At 58.8% G+C, this 24402-nt stretch carries 20 protein-coding genes; 13 read left to right on the top strand and 7 right to left on the bottom strand.

All coding sequences use genetic code 11. From position 1 onward, the window contains the following. Nucleotides 1-132 precede the first annotated feature (132 nt). Genes ACZ6ZO_RS01210 through ACZ6ZO_RS01220 form a run of 3 tightly spaced genes read right to left on the bottom strand, consistent with a single transcriptional unit; the run spans nt 133 to nt 3387 of the window. Entirely contained in the window at nt 133-1398 is a 1266-nt protein-coding gene (locus tag ACZ6ZO_RS01210) for a DUF418 domain-containing protein (RefSeq protein WP_465289938.1), read from the bottom strand. Nucleotides 1399-1450: 52 nt separating this feature from the next. Next, nucleotides 1451-3151, bottom strand: a complete 1701-nt coding sequence (locus ACZ6ZO_RS01215) for a DEAD/DEAH box helicase (RefSeq protein WP_465289940.1) — start codon at nt 3149-3151, stop codon at nt 1451-1453. Continuing rightward, nucleotides 3148-3387 carry a DUF3039 domain-containing protein gene (locus tag ACZ6ZO_RS01220; RefSeq protein ID WP_232843295.1) on the bottom strand — a complete coding sequence of 80 codons (240 nt, stop codon included), beginning with the start codon at nt 3385-3387 and terminating at the stop codon, nt 3148-3150. The genes ACZ6ZO_RS01215 and ACZ6ZO_RS01220 overlap by 4 nt, the downstream gene beginning before the upstream one ends. A gap of 58 nt (nt 3388-3445) precedes the next feature. Between ACZ6ZO_RS01220 and ACZ6ZO_RS01225 the strand changes: the two genes are divergently transcribed. The 6 genes from ACZ6ZO_RS01225 (at nt 3446) to galE (ending at nt 8762) form a co-directional block, all read left to right on the top strand. Beyond that, entirely contained in the window at nt 3446-3883 is a 438-nt protein-coding gene (locus ACZ6ZO_RS01225) for a DUF3099 domain-containing protein (RefSeq protein ID WP_244310927.1), read from the top strand. A gap of 12 nt (nt 3884-3895) precedes the next feature. Beyond that, nucleotides 3896-5386 carry a DUF7782 domain-containing protein gene (locus ACZ6ZO_RS01230; protein ID WP_465289942.1) on the top strand — a complete coding sequence of 497 codons (1491 nt, stop codon included), beginning with the start codon at nt 3896-3898 and terminating at the stop codon, nt 5384-5386. 2 nt (nt 5387-5388) lie between these two features. Next, nucleotides 5389-5823 (top strand): D-aminoacyl-tRNA deacylase, encoded by a 435-nt coding sequence (gene dtd, locus ACZ6ZO_RS01235; RefSeq protein WP_343159748.1) that lies wholly within the window; start codon nt 5389-5391, stop codon nt 5821-5823. Between the two features lie 82 nt (nt 5824-5905). Continuing rightward, nucleotides 5906-6895, top strand: a complete 990-nt coding sequence (locus ACZ6ZO_RS01240) for a sigma-70 family RNA polymerase sigma factor (protein WP_269149332.1) — start codon at nt 5906-5908, stop codon at nt 6893-6895. Between the two features lie 177 nt (nt 6896-7072). Next, nucleotides 7073-7753 (top strand): metal-dependent transcriptional regulator, encoded by a 681-nt coding sequence (locus tag ACZ6ZO_RS01245; RefSeq protein ID WP_182386280.1) that lies wholly within the window; start codon nt 7073-7075, stop codon nt 7751-7753. A gap of 25 nt (nt 7754-7778) precedes the next feature. After that, nucleotides 7779-8762, top strand: coding sequence for a UDP-glucose 4-epimerase GalE (galE, locus tag ACZ6ZO_RS01250; protein ID WP_465289944.1), 984 nt, complete (start codon nt 7779-7781; stop codon nt 8760-8762). Here galE and ACZ6ZO_RS01255 read toward each other — a convergent pair. Then, nucleotides 8759-9871, bottom strand: a complete 1113-nt coding sequence (locus tag ACZ6ZO_RS01255; protein ID WP_465289946.1) for a DUF4192 domain-containing protein — start codon at nt 9869-9871, stop codon at nt 8759-8761. The two genes, galE and ACZ6ZO_RS01255, sit on opposite strands and share 4 nt — an antisense overlap. Before the next feature lie 216 nt (nt 9872-10087). Between ACZ6ZO_RS01255 and ACZ6ZO_RS01260 the strand changes: the two genes are divergently transcribed. From ACZ6ZO_RS01260 to hrpA, 4 genes are all read left to right on the top strand, one after another. Further along, nucleotides 10088-11056 (top strand): PAC2 family protein, encoded by a 969-nt coding sequence (locus tag ACZ6ZO_RS01260; RefSeq protein WP_465289948.1) that lies wholly within the window; start codon nt 10088-10090, stop codon nt 11054-11056. Nucleotides 11057-11119: 63 nt separating this feature from the next. Continuing rightward, nucleotides 11120-13660, top strand: coding sequence for a DEAD/DEAH box helicase (locus tag ACZ6ZO_RS01265; protein WP_465289950.1), 2541 nt, complete (start codon nt 11120-11122; stop codon nt 13658-13660). A gap of 248 nt (nt 13661-13908) precedes the next feature. Next, entirely contained in the window at nt 13909-14838 is a 930-nt protein-coding gene (locus ACZ6ZO_RS01270) for a LysR substrate-binding domain-containing protein (RefSeq protein ID WP_182386285.1), read from the top strand. Between the two features lie 29 nt (nt 14839-14867). Further along, entirely contained in the window at nt 14868-18767 is a 3900-nt protein-coding gene (gene hrpA, locus ACZ6ZO_RS01275; protein ID WP_465289952.1) for an ATP-dependent RNA helicase HrpA, read from the top strand. 6 nt (nt 18768-18773) lie between these two features. Here hrpA and nrdR read toward each other — a convergent pair whose 3' ends face one another. Together nrdR and ACZ6ZO_RS01285 are read right to left on the bottom strand one after the other, a co-directional pair. After that, nucleotides 18774-19229, bottom strand: coding sequence for a transcriptional regulator NrdR (gene nrdR / locus ACZ6ZO_RS01280; RefSeq protein WP_182386287.1), 456 nt, complete (start codon nt 19227-19229; stop codon nt 18774-18776). Nucleotides 19230-19287: 58 nt separating this feature from the next. After that, nucleotides 19288-19614, bottom strand: coding sequence for a hypothetical protein (locus ACZ6ZO_RS01285; RefSeq protein WP_208767368.1), 327 nt, complete (start codon nt 19612-19614; stop codon nt 19288-19290). Nucleotides 19615-19934: 320 nt separating this feature from the next. Here ACZ6ZO_RS01285 and lexA point away from each other — a divergent pair, with 320 nt between their 5' ends. From lexA to ACZ6ZO_RS01300, 3 genes are all read left to right on the top strand, one after another. Next, entirely contained in the window at nt 19935-20630 is a 696-nt protein-coding gene (gene lexA / locus ACZ6ZO_RS01290; RefSeq protein ID WP_182386289.1) for a transcriptional repressor LexA, read from the top strand. Between the two features lie 252 nt (nt 20631-20882). Then, nucleotides 20883-21662, top strand: a complete 780-nt coding sequence (locus ACZ6ZO_RS01295) for a DeoR/GlpR family DNA-binding transcription regulator (protein ID WP_208767366.1) — start codon at nt 20883-20885, stop codon at nt 21660-21662. Beyond that, complete coding sequence (locus ACZ6ZO_RS01300; RefSeq protein ID WP_208767365.1) at nt 21659-22567, top strand: carbohydrate kinase family protein; 909 nt, start codon at nt 21659-21661, stop codon at nt 22565-22567. Before ACZ6ZO_RS01295 ends, ACZ6ZO_RS01300 begins: the two co-directional genes overlap by 4 nt. Here the strand turns inward: ACZ6ZO_RS01300 and ptsP are convergent. Beyond that, nucleotides 22564-24261 carry a phosphoenolpyruvate--protein phosphotransferase gene (ptsP, locus tag ACZ6ZO_RS01305; RefSeq protein ID WP_465289955.1) on the bottom strand — a complete coding sequence of 566 codons (1698 nt, stop codon included), beginning with the start codon at nt 24259-24261 and terminating at the stop codon, nt 22564-22566. The genes ACZ6ZO_RS01300 and ptsP overlap by 4 nt on opposite strands. Nucleotides 24262-24402: the final 141 nt, after the last annotated feature.

Raw genomic sequence — 24402 nt, forward strand, 5'->3', positions numbered from 1 at the left:
AACCCCATTGTGGCGCCACTTTCTCTCGAATTCTCTACTAACCATTCTCTACCAAGCGGCCTTAAGCCAATATCGTATTTCCTTCAACACCCAGACCTCGCCCCTCATACACCGAGGCGATCCCGCAAGGGGCTACGACTGAGCCCCCGCGGGTTGCTGATAGATACCAAGGGACCCGCTTGGCCCATAAGACAGGCGACGGTGCAGTGCCTCGAGTGGGCCCCGCTTCCCTGCTCGTTCGAGACCGTATGCCCCTACAACGCTGACCAGCCACACCACCACAGCGATGCCGGTAGTCTCTGCCGCGCCCAGGCCCTGGCCTAAACCGAGCCCGTAAGGCATAACGAAGATCATGAAGGCCACCGACTGGAACACATAGCCGGACATCGACCTTTTGCCCAGCGCTTGGATTGCTACGAGCGGCTCAGGGACCTGTCCTCCATTGGAGACGGCACGCTGCAGTCGCTGCACGGCAAGAGCAATCATTGCCACAATGCCAGGGCCGGTAAGTACTCCGACGCCCGAATTGATAAGGAAGAGTCCAGGTTCCCAGCTAGTAGGAAGCACACCTATACCAGACAGGCCAAGAGGCACGCCCATCCCGAGCATCACGATCACGGAAATAACCGCCCACCACACCAACATCCGCCGGTGCTTATCGACGTCCCACAGCACGCCACGGCGGGCAGCAACAAAGCCGACAATCATCAACGGGCCGATCATAGGGATCGCCATTGGAAGGGAAAACGGCAGGGCAACCGCCGTGATACCGCCCACAATTAGCTGCCCGAGGTACGATCCGGTATCGAATGATCCAAAACTTGCGCCGATACCAGAGTTTCCAGACATGGCTTGCCCCATGATTTCAGAGTTCCCGAAAACCACGGCAAGGATTCCTAGCCCCGTCATCGCGAGGGCATTCAGTGCGAACAGCACTGCGGCGATGATGAGCAGAGTTTTATCTTTTAGAGTGAGACACAACGCAAGGATTATTGCCAGCACTCCGTAGGTGAGCATGATGTCGCCGTGGAACATGAAGACGCAGTGCACCAGACCAAAAAGCGCCAAGTAGCCGTAGCGTTTCATCAGCTTCTTCCGTGCATCGGATAGTGGGTATCCGCGTCGGTACAGGCTTAAGGAAATCAAACCCACACCAAAGCCCAGCATGGTAGCGAACATCGGGAGGCCACGGACGTGGAACAGCACTGCGCCGACCATGATGGCTATCTTGTCCCACACACTGTCATCGACGACGCCACCCATGAGCTTGCCAAGTGGCGCGTCCGAAACATTTGCCCATGTCGTGGTGATGTTTGCTCCTGCGATACCGAGCAAGGTTAAACCTCTGGCAAAGTCGGGAGCTAGCATTCGTCCTGTGCGTGGAGCAGGTGCAGTCATATTCGACGATAATCCTCACAAACCAATACGTAAATGTTGAACGGTTCTTAAGCTACCATTTACGCAAGTAGGCGATACGGTCGCGCAGCTGCTCCGCAGTACACAGCGCCGTCGGCGGGCCACCGCAGGCATTGCGGGCCTCGGTGTGGATCGCTCCATGCGGGCGACCGGTACGTCCCGAGGTGATTGAGACCAACGCGTTCAATTCCTTACGCAACTGTGGTATTTCATCAGCAGCGAGTTCCGAACGCCGCACAACCTTCGGTTTGTTCGCCTCAGCTTCCTGGTGTCGCTTTTCCTCGGCGGCCCGGGCCTCAATCTGTTCAGCTTGCCGTTGGCGCAATAAGGCGCGCATCTGATCGGCGTCGAGAAGCCCCGGCAACCCTAGGTAGTCAGCTTCCTCCGCCGACCCAGTGAATGCTCCCGTGCCGTAGGTGGAGCCGTCGTAGATGAGCGAGTCTAGTTCCGCCTCAGCGCCCAGAGATTCGTAGGACGGCACATCGTCCTTCTCGTTTTTCTGCTTGTTGGCGTCTGCGAGTAGCTCATCATCCCAACCTTCCTTCGGCCGGTCTGGCTTCCCCAGCACATGGTCACGGGAGGTCTCCAGCTTGGAGGCTAACTCCAGCAGGACCGGGACCGACGGCAGGAACACCGACGCCGTCTCCCCTGCCGCGCGCTTACGCACGAAACGCCCAATGGCCTGCGCGAAAAACAGCGGGGTCGACGCCGACGTCGCGTACACGCCCACCGCTAGGCGAGGCACATCCACGCCTTCCGACACCATACGAACCGCGACCATCCACTCGTCGGTTCCCGCGGAGAAGCTCTCGATGCGTTCGGAGGCGCCGACTTCGTCAGAAAGAATCACTGATACCGGGGTTTCCGACAGCTGTTCCAAAATACGCGCATAGGCACGGGCCGTAGTCTTGTCGGTTGCAATGACGAGGCCACCGGCATCGGGGATGGATTGCCGTAGCTGGCGCAGCCGGATGTGGGCTGCTTGCAGCACCGCCGGGATCCATTCCCCTCGTGGATCAAGGGCCGTTTTCCAGGCACGCGCTGTCTGTTCCGCATTCAGTGGCTCCCCCAGTCGGGCTGCGTACTCATCGCCCGCACTGTCTCGCCAGCGGGCTTCACCCGAATAAGCCAGGAACACCACGGGCCGCACCACGCCGTCTTTGAGTGCGTCGGAGTATCCGTAGGTGTGGTCAGATTGGGACACCAGGTGCCCCTCCCCGTCCTCCACGTAGCGCACGAAGGGGATTGCGGAGTCGTCGGAACGAAATGGTGTACCCGTGAGCGCCAGGCGCCGCTCGGCATCTTCGTATGCGATTCGAATGCCATCGCCCCAGCTGCGGGCGTCACCACCATGGTGGATCTCATCGAGGATCACCAGCGTCCGTCGCGCAGTGGAAATGGCGTGATGCTTGTAGGGGTGCATCGCCACCTGCGCATATGTGACACAAATGCCCTGGTATTGCGGGTTCACCACACCCGAACTGTTGCTAAAGTTCGGGTCCAAAGAAATGCCAAAGCGCGCCGCGGACTCCGCCCACTGCACCTTCAAGTGCTCAGTAGGAACCACCACGATGACCCGATCCACGGTTCGGTTGCCGAGCAGTTCGGAAGCCACCGTGAGCGCAAAGGTCGTCTTACCGGCTCCCGGCGTTGCTACTGCGAGGAAGTCCTGGGGCTTTTGGTCAAGGTATTTGTCCAGCGCTGCTTGCTGCCAAGCGCGAAGCTTTCTACTCACTTCTTGCGCAGACCTCGGTAAATGCGTTCGCAGTCTGGGCAAACGGGGCTACCTGGCTTGGCTTGCTTAGTCACTGGGAAGGTCTCACCGCACAACGCTACAACCACGCGGCCGTTCACAGCAGAATCGAGGATCTGGTCCTTTTTGACGTAGTGGAAGAACTTCGGGGTATCGTCGCTAGTTCCGGTATCTTCCCGGACGTCGGTCTTTTCGATGGTCTTCGTTAACGTACTCACGTTACCTATCATGCCCCATCGTGCATGCAAATGTAGCAACGGGATTATGGTTGACGGTATGAGCAGGGATTCAAAGCAAAAACGGCGCCGCTTTGCTTTTCGACGCCCTAAAGCCACACTCATCACTGACGCACAGCGCTCTCCGCTGGAAAATTGGGAGCACCGTAAGCGCGTCTACAACTGGATTCAATTTTCCCGTATTCCGTTTCTCCTAGCGGCTGGAGCTGCTTATATGTGGCTACACAGTTGGATTCTGGCAACAATACTGTTCATCATTTCCATCCCGCTGCCGGGAATTGCCGTGATCATCGCAAATGGGGCTGGCGAGCCGAAAGATAAGCGGACCAAACAGGTATACAAGCCGCAGATGGCTCGGCACCACCACCAGCAGCAGCTACAGGCCTTGTCAGAGCAAAAGCCGCAACGGCACCAGCTTGAAGCTGGGACGAACACCAACTCCGATCCCGAACCCCCTACCATCATCGACCACGACTAATCAGGAACCCTAGTGACCTTTTCCCCTTCTAACCTCGCCAGCATTGCCCCTAACCTGCGCGAGCTGTTTCGCACGCACAATTTCACGGTGAGCGGCATCTTGGATTACCTGGGCCCGGCAGCTACCGACGCGTGGCGGCGCGGCGAACCGGAAGCAGTGCGCCGCAAACTCGGTTCAGACCCACTCGGGGTGTTGATCGCTGCATTTATCCTGAAAGATCCTGTCACCGCGGCCACGGCTCAGCTAGTGGGTGAGGACGTTCTAGCGCAGCTCACAGATAACGGACGCGTGGCAGCGGACATCATGCCGCACGTCATTAATGACACCGACCACTGGGTGTTCTCCGACGTCGACGCCTCCCTCATTCAGCATGTGCCGGGCCCAGATCATGTTCTCGGGGTGGGGGCAGCGTCGTTGTCGTTGCTGGGTACGGTCCCACTCACTCCGGTTCAGACCTTGTTGGATTTAGGGACCGGGTCCGGGGTTCAGGTATTGGGGCAGCTGGGCGTCGTGAAGCAGCTCACCGGCACCGACGTTCATGGCCGCGCCCTCGACTACGCCCGGGCCACCCTCGCGGGCCACTCACATGTTGAGCTGTTGCAAGGGTCGTGGTTTGAGCCGGTTGCGGGACGACGCTTCGACCGCATCGTCGCCAACCCACCATTCGTGGTGGGCCTTCCCGAGGTCGGGCACGTGTACCGCGATTCCGGCCTCAACCTCGATGGGGCGAGCGAGCTGGTGATTTCGCAGCTCGTCGATCATTTGGAACCCGGAGGCACTGCTCACGTGCTGGCGGCGTGGGTTCATACCGATTCCGAGCGTTGGCAGCAGCGGGTAGCCAGCTGGTTACCCGATAACGGGGTGTGCGCTTGGGTCATCCAACGCGACGTGGTTGACCCCGAGATGTATGTGGGCACCTGGCTACGAGATGAGTCGATCGACCCCCGCTCCGAAGAAGCAGCGCAGCGCACCCGCGTGTGGCTCGACCACTTCGACCGGCACGGCGTGACCGGCATTGGCTTCGGCTACGTCGCCGTGCAACGCCTTGACGACGCCACCCCCTCCGATATCGTGGCCGAAGAAATGCCCCAGGCGTTCACCGACCCTCTCCGCGACGAAGTCACCGAGCATTTCCTTCGCTCCGAGTGGCTACGAACCGTATCCCCGCAGGACATCCTTGATTCTTTCTATCTGCTGCGACCGTCGGTGGCTACCGAATCCGTTGCCGTTGCCAACACAGACAGCGGTATGGGGCTCACAGACACCGTTCTTCGGCTGGTCCGCATGGACGGGCCGCGGTGGAGCCACGAAATTGACCAGCACTTGCTCACCATCATCTCCGGATTGCACCCCGCAGGCCTCAGCCTGGGCGACGTGATTGGCCTGTACTGTATGGCTAATGACCTGGATGAGGGGACTCTCACCCCGGCCGCACTGGGAGCGTGCATAGATTTGATTCGCCACGGGTTCCTCATCCCCGCCGCACTCATAGAAACGGAGTAACGATGAAAGCAGTGCTCACCCGCGTGACATCCGCCAGCGTCACCGTGGACGGCGATGTCGTCGGTGCCATCGACTGCCCCGAGACCGGCGGGTTGTTGGCGCTGGTAGGCGTCGGGCGGGACGACGCCCCGGATGCCTGGGAGACGATGGTACGCAAAATCGCGGAGCTACGGATCCTTGCCGGCGAAACCTCCGTCGAGGATGCGGGAGCCCCTGTGCTGCTCGTCAGCCAATTCACACTGCACGGCCGGACCGCGAAGGGGCGCCGGCCGTCGTGGTCGGACGCCGCGCCGGGCGATATTGCGGAGCCGGTGATCCAGAAGATTGCCGCGGGTTTGCGGGCGCGGGGCATCACTGTTGAGGAAGGCAAGTTTGGGGCAATGATGCAGGTAGCAAGTGTTAACGACGGCCCGTTCACCGTTTTGGTCGAAACATAAAAAACTTTTTTAGCGATTCGGGAACTATCCCGCAGCCTCGGCCGTTAGGAAGGATAGAACCTACGACGAGCAGGAGGCACTTATGACTCAAGCGTCCGCAGACTTTATGGATGACACGGAAGTTGACCGCGGTAGCCGTCGTGGTCATACGAATGATAATCCGTCCGCGGACTTGGTTCGCGTGTACCTGAACGGTATCGGCAAAACCCCACTGCTCAACGCGGAGGAAGAAGTCGCCCTCGCTCAAGATATTGAAGTGGGCCTGTATGCGGAGTATCTGCTTAAGCACGAGGCTGATTCCCTCACCCGCGCCAAGAAGCGTGACCTGAAGGTCCTCGCCAAGGAAGGTAAAAAGGCTCGCGCTCACCTGCTTGAGGCCAACCTACGCCTGGTGGTGTCCCTAGCCAAGCGCTACACCGGTCGGGGCATGCCACTGCTCGACCTCATCCAGGAAGGCAATCTTGGACTCATCCGCGCGATGGAAAAGTTCGACTACTCCAAGGGCTTTAAGTTCTCCACCTACGCCACCTGGTGGATTCGTCAGGCCATCACCCGCGGTATGGCCGACCAGTCCCGCACCATTCGTCTCCCAGTGCATCTCGTAGAACAGGTGAACAAGCTCTCCCGCATTAAGCGTGAGTTGTATCAGAACCTGGGACGTGAGGCGACTAATGAAGAGTTGGCAGCCGAGTCCGGTATCGACGAAGCAAAAATCGAAATGCTACTACGCCAGTCTCGTGATCCAGTGAGCCTGGATATGCCAGTCGGCGCAGACGAGGAAGCCCCGTTGGGCGACTTCATTGAGGACTCTGAAGCCACTGACGCAGAGACTGCCGTCGTTGCCTCATTGCGTCATTCTGATATCCGCTCCGTGTTGGACACCCTTGAGCAGCGGGAACAGGATGTTATCTGTCTGCGTTATGGCCTCGATGATGGCGTGCCACGCACGTTGGATCAGATTGGCCGCAAGTTCGGGCTCTCCCGTGAGCGTGTCCGGCAGATAGAGCGTGAAGTGATGGCAAAGCTCCGTGATGGTGAGCGTGCCGACAAGCTTCGCGACTACTCTCTGTAGCCCAACTCTTCCAGCCCCTTGTGGTGCCAGTTCCGCGCACGCACAAGGGGCATCAGTGTTTAGTGACTCACAATCGAAAATCATGCGCTAGGATAAGCCTACTGACGACCGGCACATTTCCTGGATCGCCGTGTGATACTGGCCACTTTCTGGGCCCTCAAAGAAAGGTCATCGTTCGTGAAGGACTTGGTTGATACCACCGAGATGTACTTGCGTACCATCTACGAACTGGAAGAGGAGGGTATCGTTCCGCTGCGTGCCCGTATCGCAGAACGACTCGAACAGTCCGGTCCTACCGTAAGCCAGACCGTCGCCCGCATGGAACGCGACGGCCTCGTCGTCGTCGCTAGCGACCGCAGCTTGCAGATGACTCCCAAAGGACGATCCCTCGCCATCGCCGTGATGCGCAAGCACCGTCTCGCGGAACGCCTCCTCACTGACATCATTGGCTTAGACATTGAAAAGGTCCATGCCGAGGCCTGCCGGTGGGAGCACGTGATGAGTGATGAGGTCGAGCGTCGCCTGGTGGAGGTGCTTGGCGAATCCACCACGTCCCCGTTCGGCAACCCCATTCCCGGCCTCGCGGAACTGGGCGTTTCTGATCCGGATGCTCCGCTGGGCCAACGTCTCATTGACCTTCCACGTGACCTCACCGTCACAGCGCGCGTGACCCAGATCAACGAAATCATCCAGGTCGAGGAAGAACAGATTGTTCGCCTGCGCGAGGCCGGGATCCGGCTAGGCGCGGAGGTCGTGGTAACTAACCGTGCCGACGGCGCCCACATCATTCACGGCGATCACGAGCTCACCCTTCCAGAGGACATCAGCCACGCGATCCGCGTGGAAGTCCACAAGTAACCCACAGTTGAGAAGGAAAATACCGATGAAGGTTTTGGTGACCGGCGGTGCCGGTTATGTCGGCAGTGTCTGCGCCCATGTTCTTGTGGAACAGGGGCATGACGTTACTATCCTGGACAACCTCACCACTGGTAACCGCGAGGCCATCGCGTCCGGAGCGCAGTTTGTGGAAGGCGACGTCAAAGACATGATCGACTCCGTTTTCGCGGCTGACAGCTTTGACGCAGTGCTGCATTTCGCGGCTCGTTCGCTCGTCGGAGAATCCGTGGAAAAGCCCGACGAGTACTGGCACGACAATTTCGTCACCTCACTGGCGCTTCTCGACGCCATGCGCGCACACGGCGTGAACAACCTGGTGTTCTCCTCAACCGCAGCTACCTATGGCGAGCCTGAGGTAGTCCCCATCACCGAAGACATGCCCACCTCCCCCACCAACCCCTATGGAGCCACTAAGCTCGCCATCGACTACGCGATTACTTCCTACGCCAACGCCTACGGTCTCGCTGCGACGAGCTTGCGCTACTTCAACGTCGCTGGAGCCTACGGCTTGGTCGGCGAAAACCGCGAAGTGGAAACACACCTCATTCCCCTCGTACTCCAGGTTGCTCTTGGGCACCGCGACAAGATCATGATCTTCGGCGATGACTGGCCCACCCCGGACGGCACTCCGGTACGCGACTACATTCATATCCGCGACCTCGCCGACGCGCACCTGTTGGCTATGGAAGCAAATGTTGCTGGCCAGCACCGCATCTTCAATCTTGGCTCCGGGGATGGCTACAGCGTTCGCCAAGTCATCGATGTCTGCCGTGAAGTCACAGGTCATCCGATCCCCGCTGAGGTTGCCCCACGCCGTGCTGGCGACCCTGCGACGCTGATCGCGTCCTCCCGCAAGGCGCAAGAGGAGTTGGGCTGGCAGCCGCAGCGCACAGACCTAAAGACGATCGTGTCTGATGCGTGGGCATTCACCTCTCAGCTTGGTGATGCGGCGCATAGCGCGCGCCGTTAAGAGCTTGTCACGAGTTTTTTCAGCGCCGCCAAGGCAAGCTCGGATCCCTCCCGGCAAGCCTGGTGGACCAGCTGCAGCCCGCCACACTGCAAAGCTTGCATCATCAGATGGGAAAGCCGGTGGGCTGGATCTTCCTCGAACGCACACTGTAGCGCCTGTGGCACCCGGTGGCCCCGTTCCGAGAAGGACGCCGCCAAAGCTGCACAACACAACGCATTCACCCTGGTGACCCCAATGGTTGCGCGTGCAACAGCCACGCACAGCCGGAAGAACCCTTCGGCGTTATCTGACACTGCGAACTCAAGCAACGGATCGCGCAAGGCGGACCGCGCGAAAAATGGCGCTATTTGTTCGACGTGTTCCAGCTCGGCCACGAGATCCCGCACCGAAATGTCCTCGACTAGGATCTGGTCAACCAGTTCAAAGAGATCGTCATAGAGGTTGTCCACCAGGGTCTCTGCTTCCGCCGGCCCACTATTGGAGATCGCCCGCAGCAAAGAATCGGCGTGTTGTGTCGCGGCGGCTCCCAGCTGAGCGGCTTCCTCCACACTCACCAGCTTGTCATCGCGGGCGAAGAACTCCAACGCGTCATCCCTGCTGGCGTCGGGGAGCTCACCACGGCGTCGGAAAGCTGCCATGGCTGGTGCGGCAACAATCTCCCCGATGGTGCCCTCGTCCCAAAACGCCTTGCCACTGGTGTACGGCCCAAGGCTATCGGCGGATTCCCCACCAATTCGCACGTAACGAGCACCTGAGTACAGCTCCGGGACATGCCACATCGCCACCAGCGGAACTTCCAACTCGCAGCATTGCCGTTCGAATTCCAGAGCAGTGGCTTTGGTCCTCTCATCACCAATGACTGCTGCCATCACCAGATCAGGGTCCCAAGCGGCAATATATTCAGCGAATTCTGAAATAGCTTGCAGGTCTGGCATGTCCACCCGGAACATCGGGCCGAGGTGATACTCGCCTCGGCATTCGTCGGCGCAGTGGAGCTCGAGGAGGAACACCACCAGGCAATCGTCGGGATGGTATCCCAGAGCGCCGGGAATGTTGGACATCAGGAAACCTGGACTTACTTGTTGCATATTTTTTTGAATGTTGGTCATGGCGCACAGTATGAAAGGCACATCCTCTGGCTGCACCAGGCGTATTTCGGATGTGGGCAAAAACTGTGGAATTTGCCAGTTATCCACAACCTGATCCGCGTCTTGCCACACAGCAACAGCAGAACATGGAATAATCGGGAACCTATACCTGTTGGAAGCAGTACGCGGAACATAGTCCGTATCCTGCTCCGCAGCAGTAATGAGGAGGTTAAAGAGATGAATCGCCGCGAAGCATCCATGTACGAACTTGAGTACCCGGCTCCCGAAGTCTCTCAAGAAGGGCCCCACGGTCCCACCCTCGTCGTTGCTTTGCAAGGCTACGCCGACGCCGGTCAAGCAGTAGAATCCGGTGCCCGGCACCTCCTTCAGGCCCTCGACCACCGCCCCCTGGCGACGTTTAACACCGATGAGTTGATCGACTACCGCTCACGTCGCCCCGTAGTGACCATCGAACACAGCGAGGTCATCGACGCGGACGAGCTCGAACTCAACCTCAACGTACTACGCGACAGCGCCGGCACCGCTTTCCTGCTGTTGTCCGGTCCAGAACCAGACCTGCGCTGGGAGGCCTTCACCACCTCCGTCGCTGACCTGGTGGAGCGGTTCGGGGTGCAACAAACCATCTGCCTCTACGCGGCGCCCATGGCAGTTCCCCACACCCGCCCCCTCGTGGTATCCGGGCATGGTAATTCGAAAGAGCTGCTCAGCCACCTGTTTTCCATTGATTCCCGGATTAATGTCCCTGGGTCTGCATCATTGCACCTTGAGCGGTTACTCAACAAGCAGGGGCGCAACGTGGCTGGCTTTACTGCCCACGTGCCCCACTATTTGGCGGCCTCGGACTACCCGGAGGCTACGTTCCGGCTGCTGGACGCGGTAGCACACGCAGCCGGGCTGCAACTGCCACTCGCAGCATTGGAAGCCGATGCGGAAAAGGTGCGCGAGCAAATCGAAGAACAAATCCAGGACTCGCACGAAATCCAAGCGGTGGTGCACGCCCTGGAAGGGCAATACGACGCAGAAATGGAGCGTTACCGCACCGAACATCGGGGCGAGATCCTCCCAGGGGAATCCAGCATTCCTTCCGGTGAAGAACTGGGCGCAGAGTTCGAACGTTTCCTCGCAGACTTAGACAGCGACCTAGACAGCGATCTAGGCACCGACACCGACTCCGACGAGGAGTAGCCGGGCACCCTGGCGGGACCGTTTCCCACCCCTGATGGCGTGGCGCCTACTACTGTGGAGTAGGTGAACCTTAGCCAGATGTTGCCTGACCTTAGTGAAGTACCAGAGTCCCTGTTTGACGAGTCGATCTTCGATTCTTTCCTGTCCTGGACTCGTGACAAGGGGATCTCCCTCTATCCGGCTCAGGAAGAGGCAGCTCTCGGGATTCTTGCTGGCGACAACGTCATTTTGGCCACGCCCACTGGGTCTGGAAAGTCCATGGTGGCCATTGCAGCGCATTTCATCGCTATGGCCCGTGGGCAACGCTCGTTCTACACCGCCCCAATTAAGGCGCTGGTGAGCGAAAAGTTCTTCTCGTTGTGCGAGATCTTCGGCCCGGAAAACGTTGGGATGATGACGGGCGACGCCACAGTCAATGGTCGCGCGCCAATCATCTGCGCTACCGCTGAGATCGTAGCGAACATTGCGCTCCGCGACGGCGCAGAATCGGACATTGACCAGGTGGTGATGGACGAATTCCATTACTACTCCGAGCCGGATCGCGGCTGGGCGTGGCAGGTTCCCCTCCTCGAGCTACCCAAAGCGCAATTCCTACTCATGTCCGCAACGTTGGGCGATACGACGTTCTTGGAAAAGGATCTGCACCGACGAACTGGACGAACCAGCAACGTCGTCTCAGGGGCCGAGCGCCCGGTTCCCCTTGAATTTTCTTACGTCTACTCCCCTGTGCATGAGACCATTGAGGATCTTCTTAAGTCCGGAAAGGCGCCCATCTACGTGGTGCACTTTACGCAGCGTGAAGCGACGGAACGCGCTCAGGCACTCACCTCCATGACGTTCCTCAACGCCGAGGAAAAAGAACGCATTGCTGCAGAAATCGGAGATTTCCGCTTCACCACGGCGTTCGGTAAAACCCTCTCCCGCCTGGTGCGGAAAGGAATCGGTGTGCACCACGCGGGCATGCTGCCTAAGTACCGGCGCCTGGTGGAAAAGCTGGCGCAAACCGGCTTACTCAAAGTCATTTGTGGCACGGACACGTTGGGCGTTGGTATTAACGTCCCGATCCGTACCGTCCTCATGACCGGCCTGACCAAGTTCGATGGTGCGAAAATGCGCATGCTCAAGTCCCGCGAATTCCATCAGATTGCGGGCCGCGCCGGTCGAGCTGGCTTTGATACCGTGGGGACCGTCGTCATCGAGGCCCCTGAGCATGAAATCGAAAACTACCGGCTCCGGCAAAAGGCGGGAACTGACCCGGCGAAGTTGAAGAAAATTCGCAAGAAAGTCGCGCGCCAGGGTGAGGTCACGTGGACCGCGAGCACCTACGAGCGACTCATCTCGGCAGATCCGGAACCAATGGTGTCGCAGTTCCGGGTCAGCACATCCATGCTGCTCAACGTGCTCTCCCGGCCTGGTGATGGATACGAGCACATGCACAAGTTGCTGCGTGACAATCACGACACCCGGGCCAAGCAGAACAAGGATATTCTCACCGCTATCGAGTTGTTCCGCGGATTGATGGCAGCGGGGATCGTCGAAAAGGCGCCTGCAGGGCGGGACGACGCCGGCCGCCGCTATCACCTGACCCAGGAGTTGCAGCGGGATTTTGCACTCAACCAGCCGCTCGCTCCCTTCGCGCTCGCCGCATTGGAGCTGCTGGACAAAGAGTCCGAAACCTTCGCCTTGGACGTGGTCAGTGTTTTTGAGGCGATTTTGGACGATCCGCGGCAGATCCTCATTGCGCAGCAAAAGGCCGCGCGGGGTGAGGAAATCGCGGCGCTAAAGGCCGAAGGAGTCGATTACACCGAACGCATGGCCATCGTTGAGGACATCACCTGGCCTAAACCTTTGGAAGATTTGCTGGAGGACGCGTACGAGACGTATGCCCAAGGCCATCCGTGGGTCCTTGAGTTCCAGCTGTCGCCAAAGTCCGTGGTGCGCGACATGATCGAGCATGCCATGACGTTCTCCGACCTCGTGTCCACCTATGGCGTGGACCGTAGTGAAGGCGTGGCGCTGCGCTATCTCACTGACGCTTGGCGTACCCTGCAGCATTCCGTACCGCGGGAATACCTCACCGAGGAGCTTGAGGACATCATCGTCTGGCTTGGCGAGCTCGTGCGCCAGATCGATTCCTCGCTAGTGGATGAGTGGGCGCAGCTGGCAGATCCTGATGCCCCGATTTCGGCTGATACCGTTGCCCGGGAGCTGGCCTTCGGTGTGGAAGATCCTACTGCGCTGTCCGCCAACCCGCGGGCGCTGAAGATCATGATTCGCAATGCCATGTTCCGACTGGTGGAGCTGTTTGCGTACGAGAAGGAAGATGAACTCGCGGAGTTGACGTCCTATCTGGATGAGGTGCCAGATTTCGGCGCCGCAATGGACGATTACTTTGATGAGTACGCGGACCTGGATGTGGGCCCGGCCGCCCGCGGGCCCCAATATTTCACCTTGCGTACCACGGGACGGATGTGGCAAGCGGAACAAATCATCAAGGATCCAAATGATGACAATGCTTTCGCATTCGAGGCGACAATCGACCTCGATGAGTCTGACAAGGACGGTGAAATTCGCTTCGCAACTCTGAACATCCGTCAGAGTTAACCGTAAATTAATTCAATAGGCAGTTATAAAATCCGAGGTAGAACGCTATAAAACTGCAGTTACCCCCGGTTAGAGGGCATTCCTATGTGACTAGTAACTTAAAAAATGTTTAAATTGCAAAAGGAAACTCTGTAACTGAATCGTTATATATGAGAGTTCCGTGGGGTGGAGGTCACCCCTGTGTTCGATCATTTTCGGCAGGAAACCTCCCATCCACTGACCACCATAAGTTTGATGAGGAATACACCATGGCATCTCGCGGATACCGCCCTACCCTGGCACAGCTGCGAACCTTTGTAACGATCGCTGAAACCAAGCACTTTGGCACTGCGGCAGCAAAACTGTCGATTTCACAGCCTTCGCTGTCTCAGGCTCTTGTTGCTTTGGAGTCCGGTCTGGGAGTCCAGCTCATCGAACGCTCCACCCGTCGCGTCATCGTCACCCCGGTGGGTGAAATGCTGCTGCCTGAGGCAAAGGCCACGCTCGACGCCGCTGACAAGTTCCTCATGCACGCCCAGGGCGCGGACGGTTCCCTCTCTGGTCCCCTCACCATCGGCATGATCCCCACGGTTGCCCCATACATCCTCCCGAACTTCCTTCGGCTCATGAAGGAGCAGTTCACCGATCTTGAGCCCCGCATCGTTGAGGCTCAAACCGAGCAGCTCGTCGCCCAGCTCCGCGACGGCCACCTGGACGTCATCCTGTTCGCCATCCCATCCGGCAAGCAAGGGTTGGTTGAGGTGCCGCTCTACACCGAAAAGTTCGTCATCGCGCTACAGGAAGGCCACCCGCTCGCTGGCCGCACTGATCTCGACCTGAACGCATTGAAAGAGCTCAACCTGCTGCTCCTTGACGACGGCCACTGCCTCCGCGACCAAGTTGTGGACCTGTGCCGATTGGCTGACGTTCACCCCACCACCACTCGGTCTGCCGTGGCACAGGCCTCCAGCCTGGCCACCGTCATGCAGTGCGTGGCCGGTGGCATGGGCGCCACACTCATCCCAGAATCCGCGGTGGAGTGGGAAGCTCACCGTCCGGGGATCGCGATCGCAGAATTTTCCCCTAAGGTGCAGGCCGAACGCACGATTGGCCTTGCGTTCCGTTCTTCTTCGCACCGTGCGGAGGAGTTCAAGGAATTCGGCAGCGTGATTGCCAAGGCCTTCGAAGCAGCGCGCTAGTCACCTAGTACTACACTGGTGGGTTAGCTATGAATACCCCACAGTCCCCCACCAAGCGAGAGCTGTACAAGCGCCTCAGTGAGGTCTCTCTCACCGCCGAAGCAGCTTTCCGACGCCGCTTAGCCAAAGCTAAGTCGCCACGCGCTTTCACAGCCATTGCCCGCGATATCGATGAGGCTCAGATTGCGGTGGCAATGCGTCGTGAAGCTGTGCCCACTATCACCTACCCAGAGCAGCTTCCCGTTAGCGCACGTCGCGACGACATTATCTCAGCGATCCGCGACCACCAAGTGGTGATCATCGCTGGTGAAACCGGGTCTGGCAAAACCACGCAGATCCCGAAGATGTGTCTGGAACTCGGTCGCGGCACGCGGGGACTCATTGGGCATACTCAACCCCGCAGGCTCGCCGCGCGCACGGTTGCGGAACGCATCGCCGAGGAACTGGATCAAAAGATCGGCGAGAGCGTTGGCTACGCCATCCGCTTTGATGATCGTGTCTCCGACACCACTTCCGTCAAGTTGATGACAGACGGCATTCTGCTTGCCGAAATGCAGCGCGACCGCCTACTTCGCGCTTATGACACCATCATTATCGATGAGGCGCACGAACGCTCCCTGAACATCGACTTCCTGCTGGGATACCTTAAGGCGCTGCTTCCAAAGCGTCCGGACCTCAAGGTCATCATCACCTCCGCGACGATCGACCCGGAGCGCTTCGCGGAACACTTCACCGAAGCCGATGGCTCCCCTGCTCCCATCATCGAGGTGTCCGGGCGCACCTATCCGGTAGAAATTCGCTATCGGCCGCTGGAAGTCGTGCATGGTGATCGCGTCACGGACATCGACCCCATTGACGGCGTCATCATGGCGCTGGAAGAACTGATGAGCGAAGGCGACGGCGACATCCTCTGTTTCTTCTCCGGCGAACGCGACATCAGGGACGCCATGGAGGCCCTCGACAAGCGTCGCTTCTCCGGGGTCGAGGTCATGCCCCTGTTTGGCCGGCTTTCTAACGAGGAACAGCATCGGGTGTTTGCCCCGCATTCCCGACGACGCATTGTCTTAGCCACCAACATCGCAGAGACCTCGCTGACCGTGCCCGGGATCCACTACGTGGTGGACACGGGCCTGGCCCGCATCTCCCGCTACTCCACCCGGACCAAGGTGCAACGTCTGCCGATCGAGCCCATCTCGCAGGCCAGCGCCAATCAGCGCTCTGGCCGATGTGGCCGTGTCGCTGACGGCATCGCCATTCGGTTGTACTCCGAGGAGGACTTTCTCTCACGGCCGGAGTTCACCGATCCGGAAATTTTGCGTACCAACCTCGCCAGCGTCATCCTGCACATGGCGTCGTTACGCCTGGGCGATATTTCCGAATTCCCCTTTATCCAGCCGCCGGACCCGAAAGCGATCCGTGATGGCCTGCTGCTACTCCACGAATTGGGCGCGATGTCCCAACAAGAGAAGAATGCAGCGCCGGTGTTGACTGATATCGGACGCAAGCTCGCCCGCATTCCCGTCGATCCGCGGTTAGCACGAATGCTGGTGGAGGCGGATCGCAATGGCTGCTTGGACAAGGCGCTGATCATCGTCGCAGCCCTCACCATCCAGGACGTGCGCGAACGCCCTCTCGAACACCAGGCACAAGCTGACCAACTGCACGCCCGCTTTAAAGACACCACCAGCGATTTCCTTAGCTACCTCAAGCTCTGGGACTATCTTTCGGAGCAATCCCGAGACTTATCTGGTAACGCCTTCCGCAAACTGGTTCGCAAGGAATACCTGCACTACCTACGTATCCGGGAATGGCAGGATCTCGTCCGGCAACTCCGCGGGATCACGAAGGATCTCGGCTGGGCAACAGAGACCACACCTATCAACAGTGATGCTCTCCACCAGTCCCTTCTTGCTGGTTTGCTCTCCCACATTGGACAACGGGAAGGTGACTCCAAGGAATTCATGGGTGCCCGCGGCGCTAGGTTCATGGTGTTCCCGGGCTCAGCCCTGGCAAAGAAGCCACCCCAGTTCGTCATGGCTGCGGAGCTGGTGGATACGTCGCGGCTGTGGGCCCGCGACGTGGCAGCGATTGACCCTGCGTGGGTAGAAAAACTCGCCGGTGATCTGCTCCGCCATCAGTATTCGGAACCCCATTGGTCAACGAAGCGTGGCGCTGCCATGGTGTATCAAAAGTCCACGTTGTTCGGGGTGACGATTGTCGTCGATAAGCTTGTGCCCTATCACCGCGTGGACCCGGTGGCCGCGCGAGAGATGTTCATCCGCAACGCGCTCATCGAAGGCCAGTGGAACACCCACCACACGTTCTTCCACCACAATGCACAACAGCTCGCAGAGGCCGCGCGGCTGGAGGAAAAGGCACGCCGTCGCGACCTAGTCGTAGATGAGAACACCTTGTTTGATTTCTACGACAAGAAACTGCCGGAACGCATAACGACGGCCCGTCACTTTGATTCCTGGTGGAAAAGCGAGCGCCAGCGCAACCCCGAACTTCTCAACTTTGATCCAGCGAAACTGCTCAGCGCAGAGGCCGACACTATCGCCGAGGAGCAATTCCCGGACGTTTGGCGCCAGGGCTCACTCGAGTACGAGCTCAAGTACCACTTCGAGCCGGGGCACAAATTCGATGGCGTCACAGTCCATATTCCTATCCCGCTACTCGCAGGCATCACCGATGAAGGCTTCGATTGGCTGGTGCCCGGGCTTCGCCACGAACTGGTCACGGAATTAATCCGCAGTCTGCCTAAACCACTGCGCCGAACCGTTATCCCCGCGCCGGATTTCGCGGCGCGGGCCCTTCCGGAGCTCAAGCCTCACTTTGGGGATCTGCTGCAGCAACTCGCCACGGTCTTGCGAGGATTTGGGGCGGCAGGAATTGATCCGAGCGATTTCGCATTAGACAAACTCCAACCGCACCTGCGTATCACCTACGCTGCGATTGACCGACGCGGGAAGATCGTCGACTCCGACAAATCTTTGGCGGCGCTCAAGAGCCGTAGTACGGAGAAAGTTAAGGCCTCCGTCAACAAGGCGGTACGACGTGGAAAGCAAGTGAGCGACACCGCGTTGACGTGGGATAACGACGCTCTTGGGAGCCTCCCTACAGAGGTAGTGACTAAGGTCGATGGTCAGGACATTGTGGCCTACCCTGCCTTAGTGGTGAGCTCGGATGGCGTTGCCGTGCATGCGCTACCAACCCAGGCGGAAGCCGACGCTGCGATGCTCACCGCCACCCTTGCTTTACTGCTCAAGGAGATTCCGACGCCAGGCAAGAACATGCTCAATGGTCTGCCACTGAAACAACGCGTGGGAGTAGAGCACTATCCGCACGGGAAAATGACCGGCCTGTTGGAGGACGCAAAGGTTGCGGCGGTGCGCGATCTGCTGCTGGCCCACGGCGGCCCCGTTCGTTCACCGGAGGCTTTTGCTGACCTGGTAACGAAGATCAAGCCGGACGTGCCCGGAAAAGTCCGTGCGACAGTGGTCACGCTGGCACCGGCGCTGGTGGATTATTTGGCGGTAAAAGATGAGCTAGACCAGTGGACTGGCGAGGCTATCGACGACATGCGAGAGCAGCTAGCGTTCTTGCTGCCGCAGCACGCCATTAGCATTCATGGGATGGACCATCTGCGTCACTTGCCCCGGTATCTGCGAGCGATGCTTATTCGTCTGGATGCGATGGACAGGGATCCCGACCGGGATGCGGATCTGCAGGATGAAGTCACTGCCTGCCAGGACTTGCTGAAGCAGAAGCTCCGTAGTTTGCCTCGAGGCAGGGAAAAGACTGCTGCAGTCAAGGATATTAATTGGCAGCTGCAGGAGTTGCGGGTTAGCTTGTTCGCTCAGCAACTGGGAACCGCGCATTCGGTGTCGGTGCGCCGGATCGAGAAGGCGATCGCTAAGTTACGGTAGCGGGAGCTAAGCGTTTCGGGCTCGACGACGCATGAGACGAATTTCGGACTCAAAATCGTCTGCGCTTTCGAAGGACTTATACACCGAGGCGAAGCGCAGGTAGGCCACCTCGTCCAGTTCTCGGAGCGGTTCCAAGATGGCTAGGCCAATGTCGTTAGCGTTGATTTGACTGCTGCCGTGGCTGCGTACCGACTCTTCTACTTCTTGAGCTAGTCGCTTAAGGGCATCGTCGGACACGTCGCGTCCCTGGCATGCTCGTCTCACACCAGTGATGACTTTTTCACGACTAAACGGTTCCGTCACACCGTTTCGCTTAACAACCAAGAGCACCGCCTTTTCTACGGTGGTGAACCGGCCCTCGCATTGAGAGCATTCTCTTCTACGCCGAATTGCGGCGCCGCCATCGATGACGCGGGAATCAATCACGCGGGATGTCGTGTGATGGCAAAAAGGACAGTACATAGGATCAGGTACGCTCCGGGCAATAGTCGTGGCGGGAACGTTTCTGATTCTAGTGCCCTTACTTCACATTCATGGAAGCGAAGTGCGTGGTGCCCGTGGCTGGCGTTACTACGTCATCAGCCGGATCTACCGCCAGCATTCCAATCACAGCGGTGAGCCCTAAGACCGCGCCCATTGCTAGCTGCCCAAGAGCAAACCGACGCGGGGAAGCGCTGCGCCGAGTGCTAGTCACTCCCTGTGGCGGTAGCACGCGCCCTTGAACAACGCGAGTATGGCTCGCTGTAAACCGGGAATCTCCCCCATTCCAGGTTGCCGCAGGAGGTACTACCGCGTGAGACGCGAAGCTGTTGTGAGCGTAAGAGCGTGGAGTGCTGACGGTGGTCATCGGGTCTACCTTCCTTTCTTAGTGGACTGGTTGTGCACTCTAGGAGATCGTGCCGACACGGCAGCCCTCCCTCGAAGCATTTTCATAGCCCACATGTTCGAAATTCGTTGCTATGTTCGATTTGTAGCACGATCATTTTCGAATGTCTAGCGTTGGCCCACATTTTCGAAAGAAATTTTTCTCAACACTCGAAAATTAATATGACACCACGTGTTTTAGCTGGTACTGTGTTTGGCAACAACACAGCCACTACCATTATTCGAAAACACCAACGTCCGTTCCTAAGTTAATTTTCGAACAAGCACCATAAGGGACTTACCATGTCACCAGCTAAGAAAAATTCGCCACAGCCGAAGCTCACCGAACGCCAGCGACGAATCCTAGAAGTTATCCGCGATGCCGTGGTACTTCGGGGCTACCCTCCGAGCATTCGCGAGATTGGCGACGCCGTAGATCTGCAGTCCACCTCCTCTGTGGCATATCAGCTACGCCAGCTTGAGGAAAAAGGCTTCTTGCGCCGAGACCCCAACAAGCCACGCGCGGTAGATGTCCGCCACCTACCGGAGGTCACTAAGTCAAAGGCCGGTCCAAAGCCTGGGCGAAAGAAGCAAGTGGAAACCCCGGCCCCTTCGGAGGCGGTAGCTACCAACTTCATCCCGGTTGTGGGCAGCATTGCCGCCGGCAATCCCATTCTTGCCGAGCAGAACATCGAGGAGTACTACCCGCTGCCCGCCGACATTGTTGGCGACGGCGAGCTGTTTATGCTGCAAGTGGTCGGCGAATCCATGCGAGATGCAGGCATCCTCAACGGAGACTGGGTTGTTGTCCGTTCCCAACCAGTTGCAGAGGAGGGTGAATTTGTTGCAGCCATGATCGACGGCGAGGCAACGGTCAAAGAGTTCCACTCAGACTCCACTGGTGTCTGGCTCCTTCCCCACAACGATGCCTTCTCCCCAATCCCTGCCGAGCATGCGGAAATCATGGGAAAGGTGGTCTCCGTCCTGCGCAAGTTGTAGCTAGGGGCCTGCTATGGGGTAACCACAACCAGGCATTGTTTCCATTACAAAACTTTCCTCTTCCCAAATCGGGGGTAGTTTCGGTAGCTTTTGCGACACATTTTGTTTGCTTTGCCCGATCGGACACCAACTTTGTGGGATACTGGACTGGATTTATTCAGATACTCTGCAACAACAGTGACTCCAGTTATAACCGAATGCTGGGGTCACGTTTTAGTGTGGTACACCGCTGCTTTATCCCTAGGAGTATGAATGTACGCAGAAGAACGCCGCCGCCAGATTGCGTCCCTCACCGCTATTGAAGGCCGCGTCAATGTCACCGACCTGGCGCAACGTTTCGATGTCACCGCCGAGACGGTACGACGCGACCTCGCCGTACTCGCTCACGAAGGAATCATCCACCGCGTCCACGGTGGTGCAGTAGCCACCCAAAGCTTCCTCACCACCGAGTTCACCCTTGACACGCGTTCAAAGTCCGCCTCTGGCGCCAAAAGCGCTATTGCTCGAGGGGCGCTGGAGTTCCTTCCAGATCGGCACGGTGGTATTTTCCTCGATGCTGGCACAACGGTCGCGGCATTGGCAGATATGTTGGCTGAAGATCCACAGGCGCACCACTGGTCCATCGTTACCAACTGCCTGTCTATCGCACTGAGCTTGGCTAACGCCGGACTAGACGAGGTACAGCTGCTGGGAGGCACGGTCCGCGCTATCACCCAGGCGGTAGTCGGCGATACCGCACTACGCACCTTGGCCCTGATGCGTGCGGAAGTCGCGTTCATCGGCACCAATGCTCTCACCCTGGACCACGGTCTGTCCACCGCCGATTCCCAGGAGGCCGCGGTGAAGCGCGCCATGATCACCAATGCTCAGAAGGTGGTCGTGCTGTGTGACTCCACCAAGCTCGGCAATGACTACCTGGTGAGCTTCGCCGGGATCGACGACATCGACGTGGTAGTCACTGATGCGGACGCCCCAGAATCCATCGTCGAAGCCCTGCGCGAACGCGAGATCCAGGTAGTTATCGCATCATGATCCTTAACGTCGCAACCACGCCCGAGCTGTTCCGCACCTCACGGCTGTCCGAGGAACTGTCCTGGGAGCACACCAACGCCCTGTCCGAAGTAGCCGTGGTACCAGCAGGCGGCGGGGTCAATGTGGCCCAAATGCTCTACTGCGCAGGCCAGGATACCCGCGTGCTGGTCCCAGCTCCCGAGGTCAGTCAATTCATCCGCATGCTCTCGCTGCAGGGGCTTCCCTACGAGATTGTTGACGTCCCCGGCCCTATCCCCGTGCGATACCTCATCGATTCGCCCGCCGGTCGCCAGCTGCAGTTTGTTGACCCTCCCATGGAACTGAAAGTGTCGGAACTGGCGATCCTGCGGGATATGTGCGTAGCGGCGGCAGAAACCGCCGAATGGGTCGTCCTCGCCGGTATGCTTCCTGACATCGCTCATGCCTCCTGGTACGTCGATGTCATGCGCGCACTTCGCCTCTACCACCCTGGTGTGAAGATCGCGGTCTCCACGTCCGGTCAACCCCTCGGCGCGGTGCTACGCCAGGTGTACACCACCAAACCAGATGTGCTCGTCATTGACACCGCAGAGTTCGACAGCACCGAGCAGCGCGACACAGCGATAAGCACGCTTACCGACGCAGCAGTCCCCCACATCTTGGTGTGCCACAGCAGAACCCATTTTGAGCTGTTTTCCGGCGCAGCTGGCGCAAGTTACTCCGCTGAGTTCGTCGGTGATCCAGGCAAACAGTGGTTGCCCTGGCAGGATGCTGCCCTCGCGGGACTGCTCCTAGCGGACGTGGCAGCTGATCCTCAAGCTGCGCTGATCTCGGCGCTTGCGTATGCCAACGCCCCGATCGGCGATCCGGCCCGTGCCGTTCCGACTCCAGATGTTCTGCAGCCGGAACTGGCTCAGGTTCGTTAGGACTGGGCGTCGAAAAGCGCCTGCACGGCGGCCCGGGCTTCCTGAGCCCCGGAAGCGCTCATCGCAGCGTCGGCCGCTGCCAGGCAGAAATTAATGTCCACCTCAGCCAAGTGCGCACCCACTGCGGCCACGGAGTTCGACGCCGCAGACAACGAAGACACGCCCAGGCCAGTCAACACGATGGCCAGGTTTGGATCTGCTGCGGCTTCGCCACACACGCCGACTGGAGTTTGCGTGGTCTTGGCTACTTCACAGGTGTGCTGGATCAGACGCAGCACTGCAGGCTGCCATGGATCCGTGAGGTAAGCCAGCTCTGGGGAGAGTCGGTCGGCAGCCATCGTGTACTGGGTGAGGTCGTTGGTGCCGATAGACACAAAGTCGAGGTGAGGCAGCAGGTGGTCCGCCATGAGTGCCGCGGCTGGCACCTCGATCATGGCACCAGCGGTGAGTCCGCGTTCGCGACACAAGCCTGCGAACCACTGGGCCTCGTACGCCGTTGCCACCATCGGGGCCATCACCCAAGTTGGGACGTCTGGTCCGCGACCTGCTTGCTTGGATGCCAGTGCAATAGCGTCGAGCTGACGGGTGAGTAACTCTTCGTTTTGTCGAGCAATGCGCAGACCACGCACACCCAAGGCAGGATTGTCCTCGTGCGCGAGCGAGGCGAATGGGACGGGTTTATCCGAGCCGGCGTCCAGGGTACGCACCACCACTTTGGAGTCCGGGAAGGCTTCAAATACCTTTTGGTACACCTCAGCTTGGTTTTCCACCGAAGGTTCTGACGTTGCGGACAGGAAGCACAATTCCGTGCGGAACAAACCAATGCCTTCCGCCTGGGTTTCCGCTGCTTTCTTTGCCGCGTTACCGTCCTGCACATTGGCGAGGAGTTGCACGCGGTGGCCGTCCTTGGTTTGGGAAGGCCCGCGCCAGCTCTTGATCTTCTCTGCCTTGGCGCGCGAGTCTGCCACCAGCCGACCAGCTTGCTCTGGGTCTACCCCGGTGGTTACGGTGCCGGCGCCACCGTCGACGAGGACTGCGGTGCCTTCGCTGATGGTCTCAAGTTGTGAGCCAGCTGCTACGATGCACGGCACGCCGAGCTGTCGCGCGATGATCGCAGTATGGCTGGTGGGCCCACCAAGGCGGGTGACGAGCGCCGTGAAGATGGAAGTATCCAGGACTGCGGTGTCGGCGGGAGAGAGATCGTCGGCGAGCAGAACAACTTCACGGTCGGCCTGTGGCAGCCCTGGTTCCGGTTCGCCTCGCAGTTCAGCGATAACGCGGTCACGAATATCGCGCAGGTCAGTGACGCGTTCCGCCATGAGTCCGCCAGCCTTTTCGAACATGGCGATGAAGCTGCCCGTAGCTTCGACCACAGCGAATTCTGCGGTATGGCCGGCATTGGTAGCCTTGCGTACTGCCTTGCGCCAACCACGGTCGCGCACCATTCCTGCGGTGGCTTTGAGCACCTCCGCAGCATTGCCCGTGACAGCGGCTGACCGCTCTTCCAGCCGGACTGCAACGGCATCGGCGGCGACGGTAAAGCGCTCTAATTCTTCGGGTCGTTTGTCCTCCGGTAACGGTGTGGAGGAGGTGGGCAGTGTTGGGCGCGGAGCCACCCACACGGCCGGGGCGAATCTGACACCATCTACCACGGCGGTGCCTTTAACTGTCACTGATTGTGCTGCGTCGGTCACTACTTCTCACCCGTCTTTACGATTGCGATTGAGCTTACTTAAAGCCTAACACCTCGATGTTGTTTTATGTCTGGAATCCTGGTCACACCTGTTGACATTCCAACACCGCGTGGTATTAAGCTGTTACTTAGTACTAGCTGG

It is taken from the genome of Corynebacterium sp. NPDC104732 (assembly GCF_055583565.1).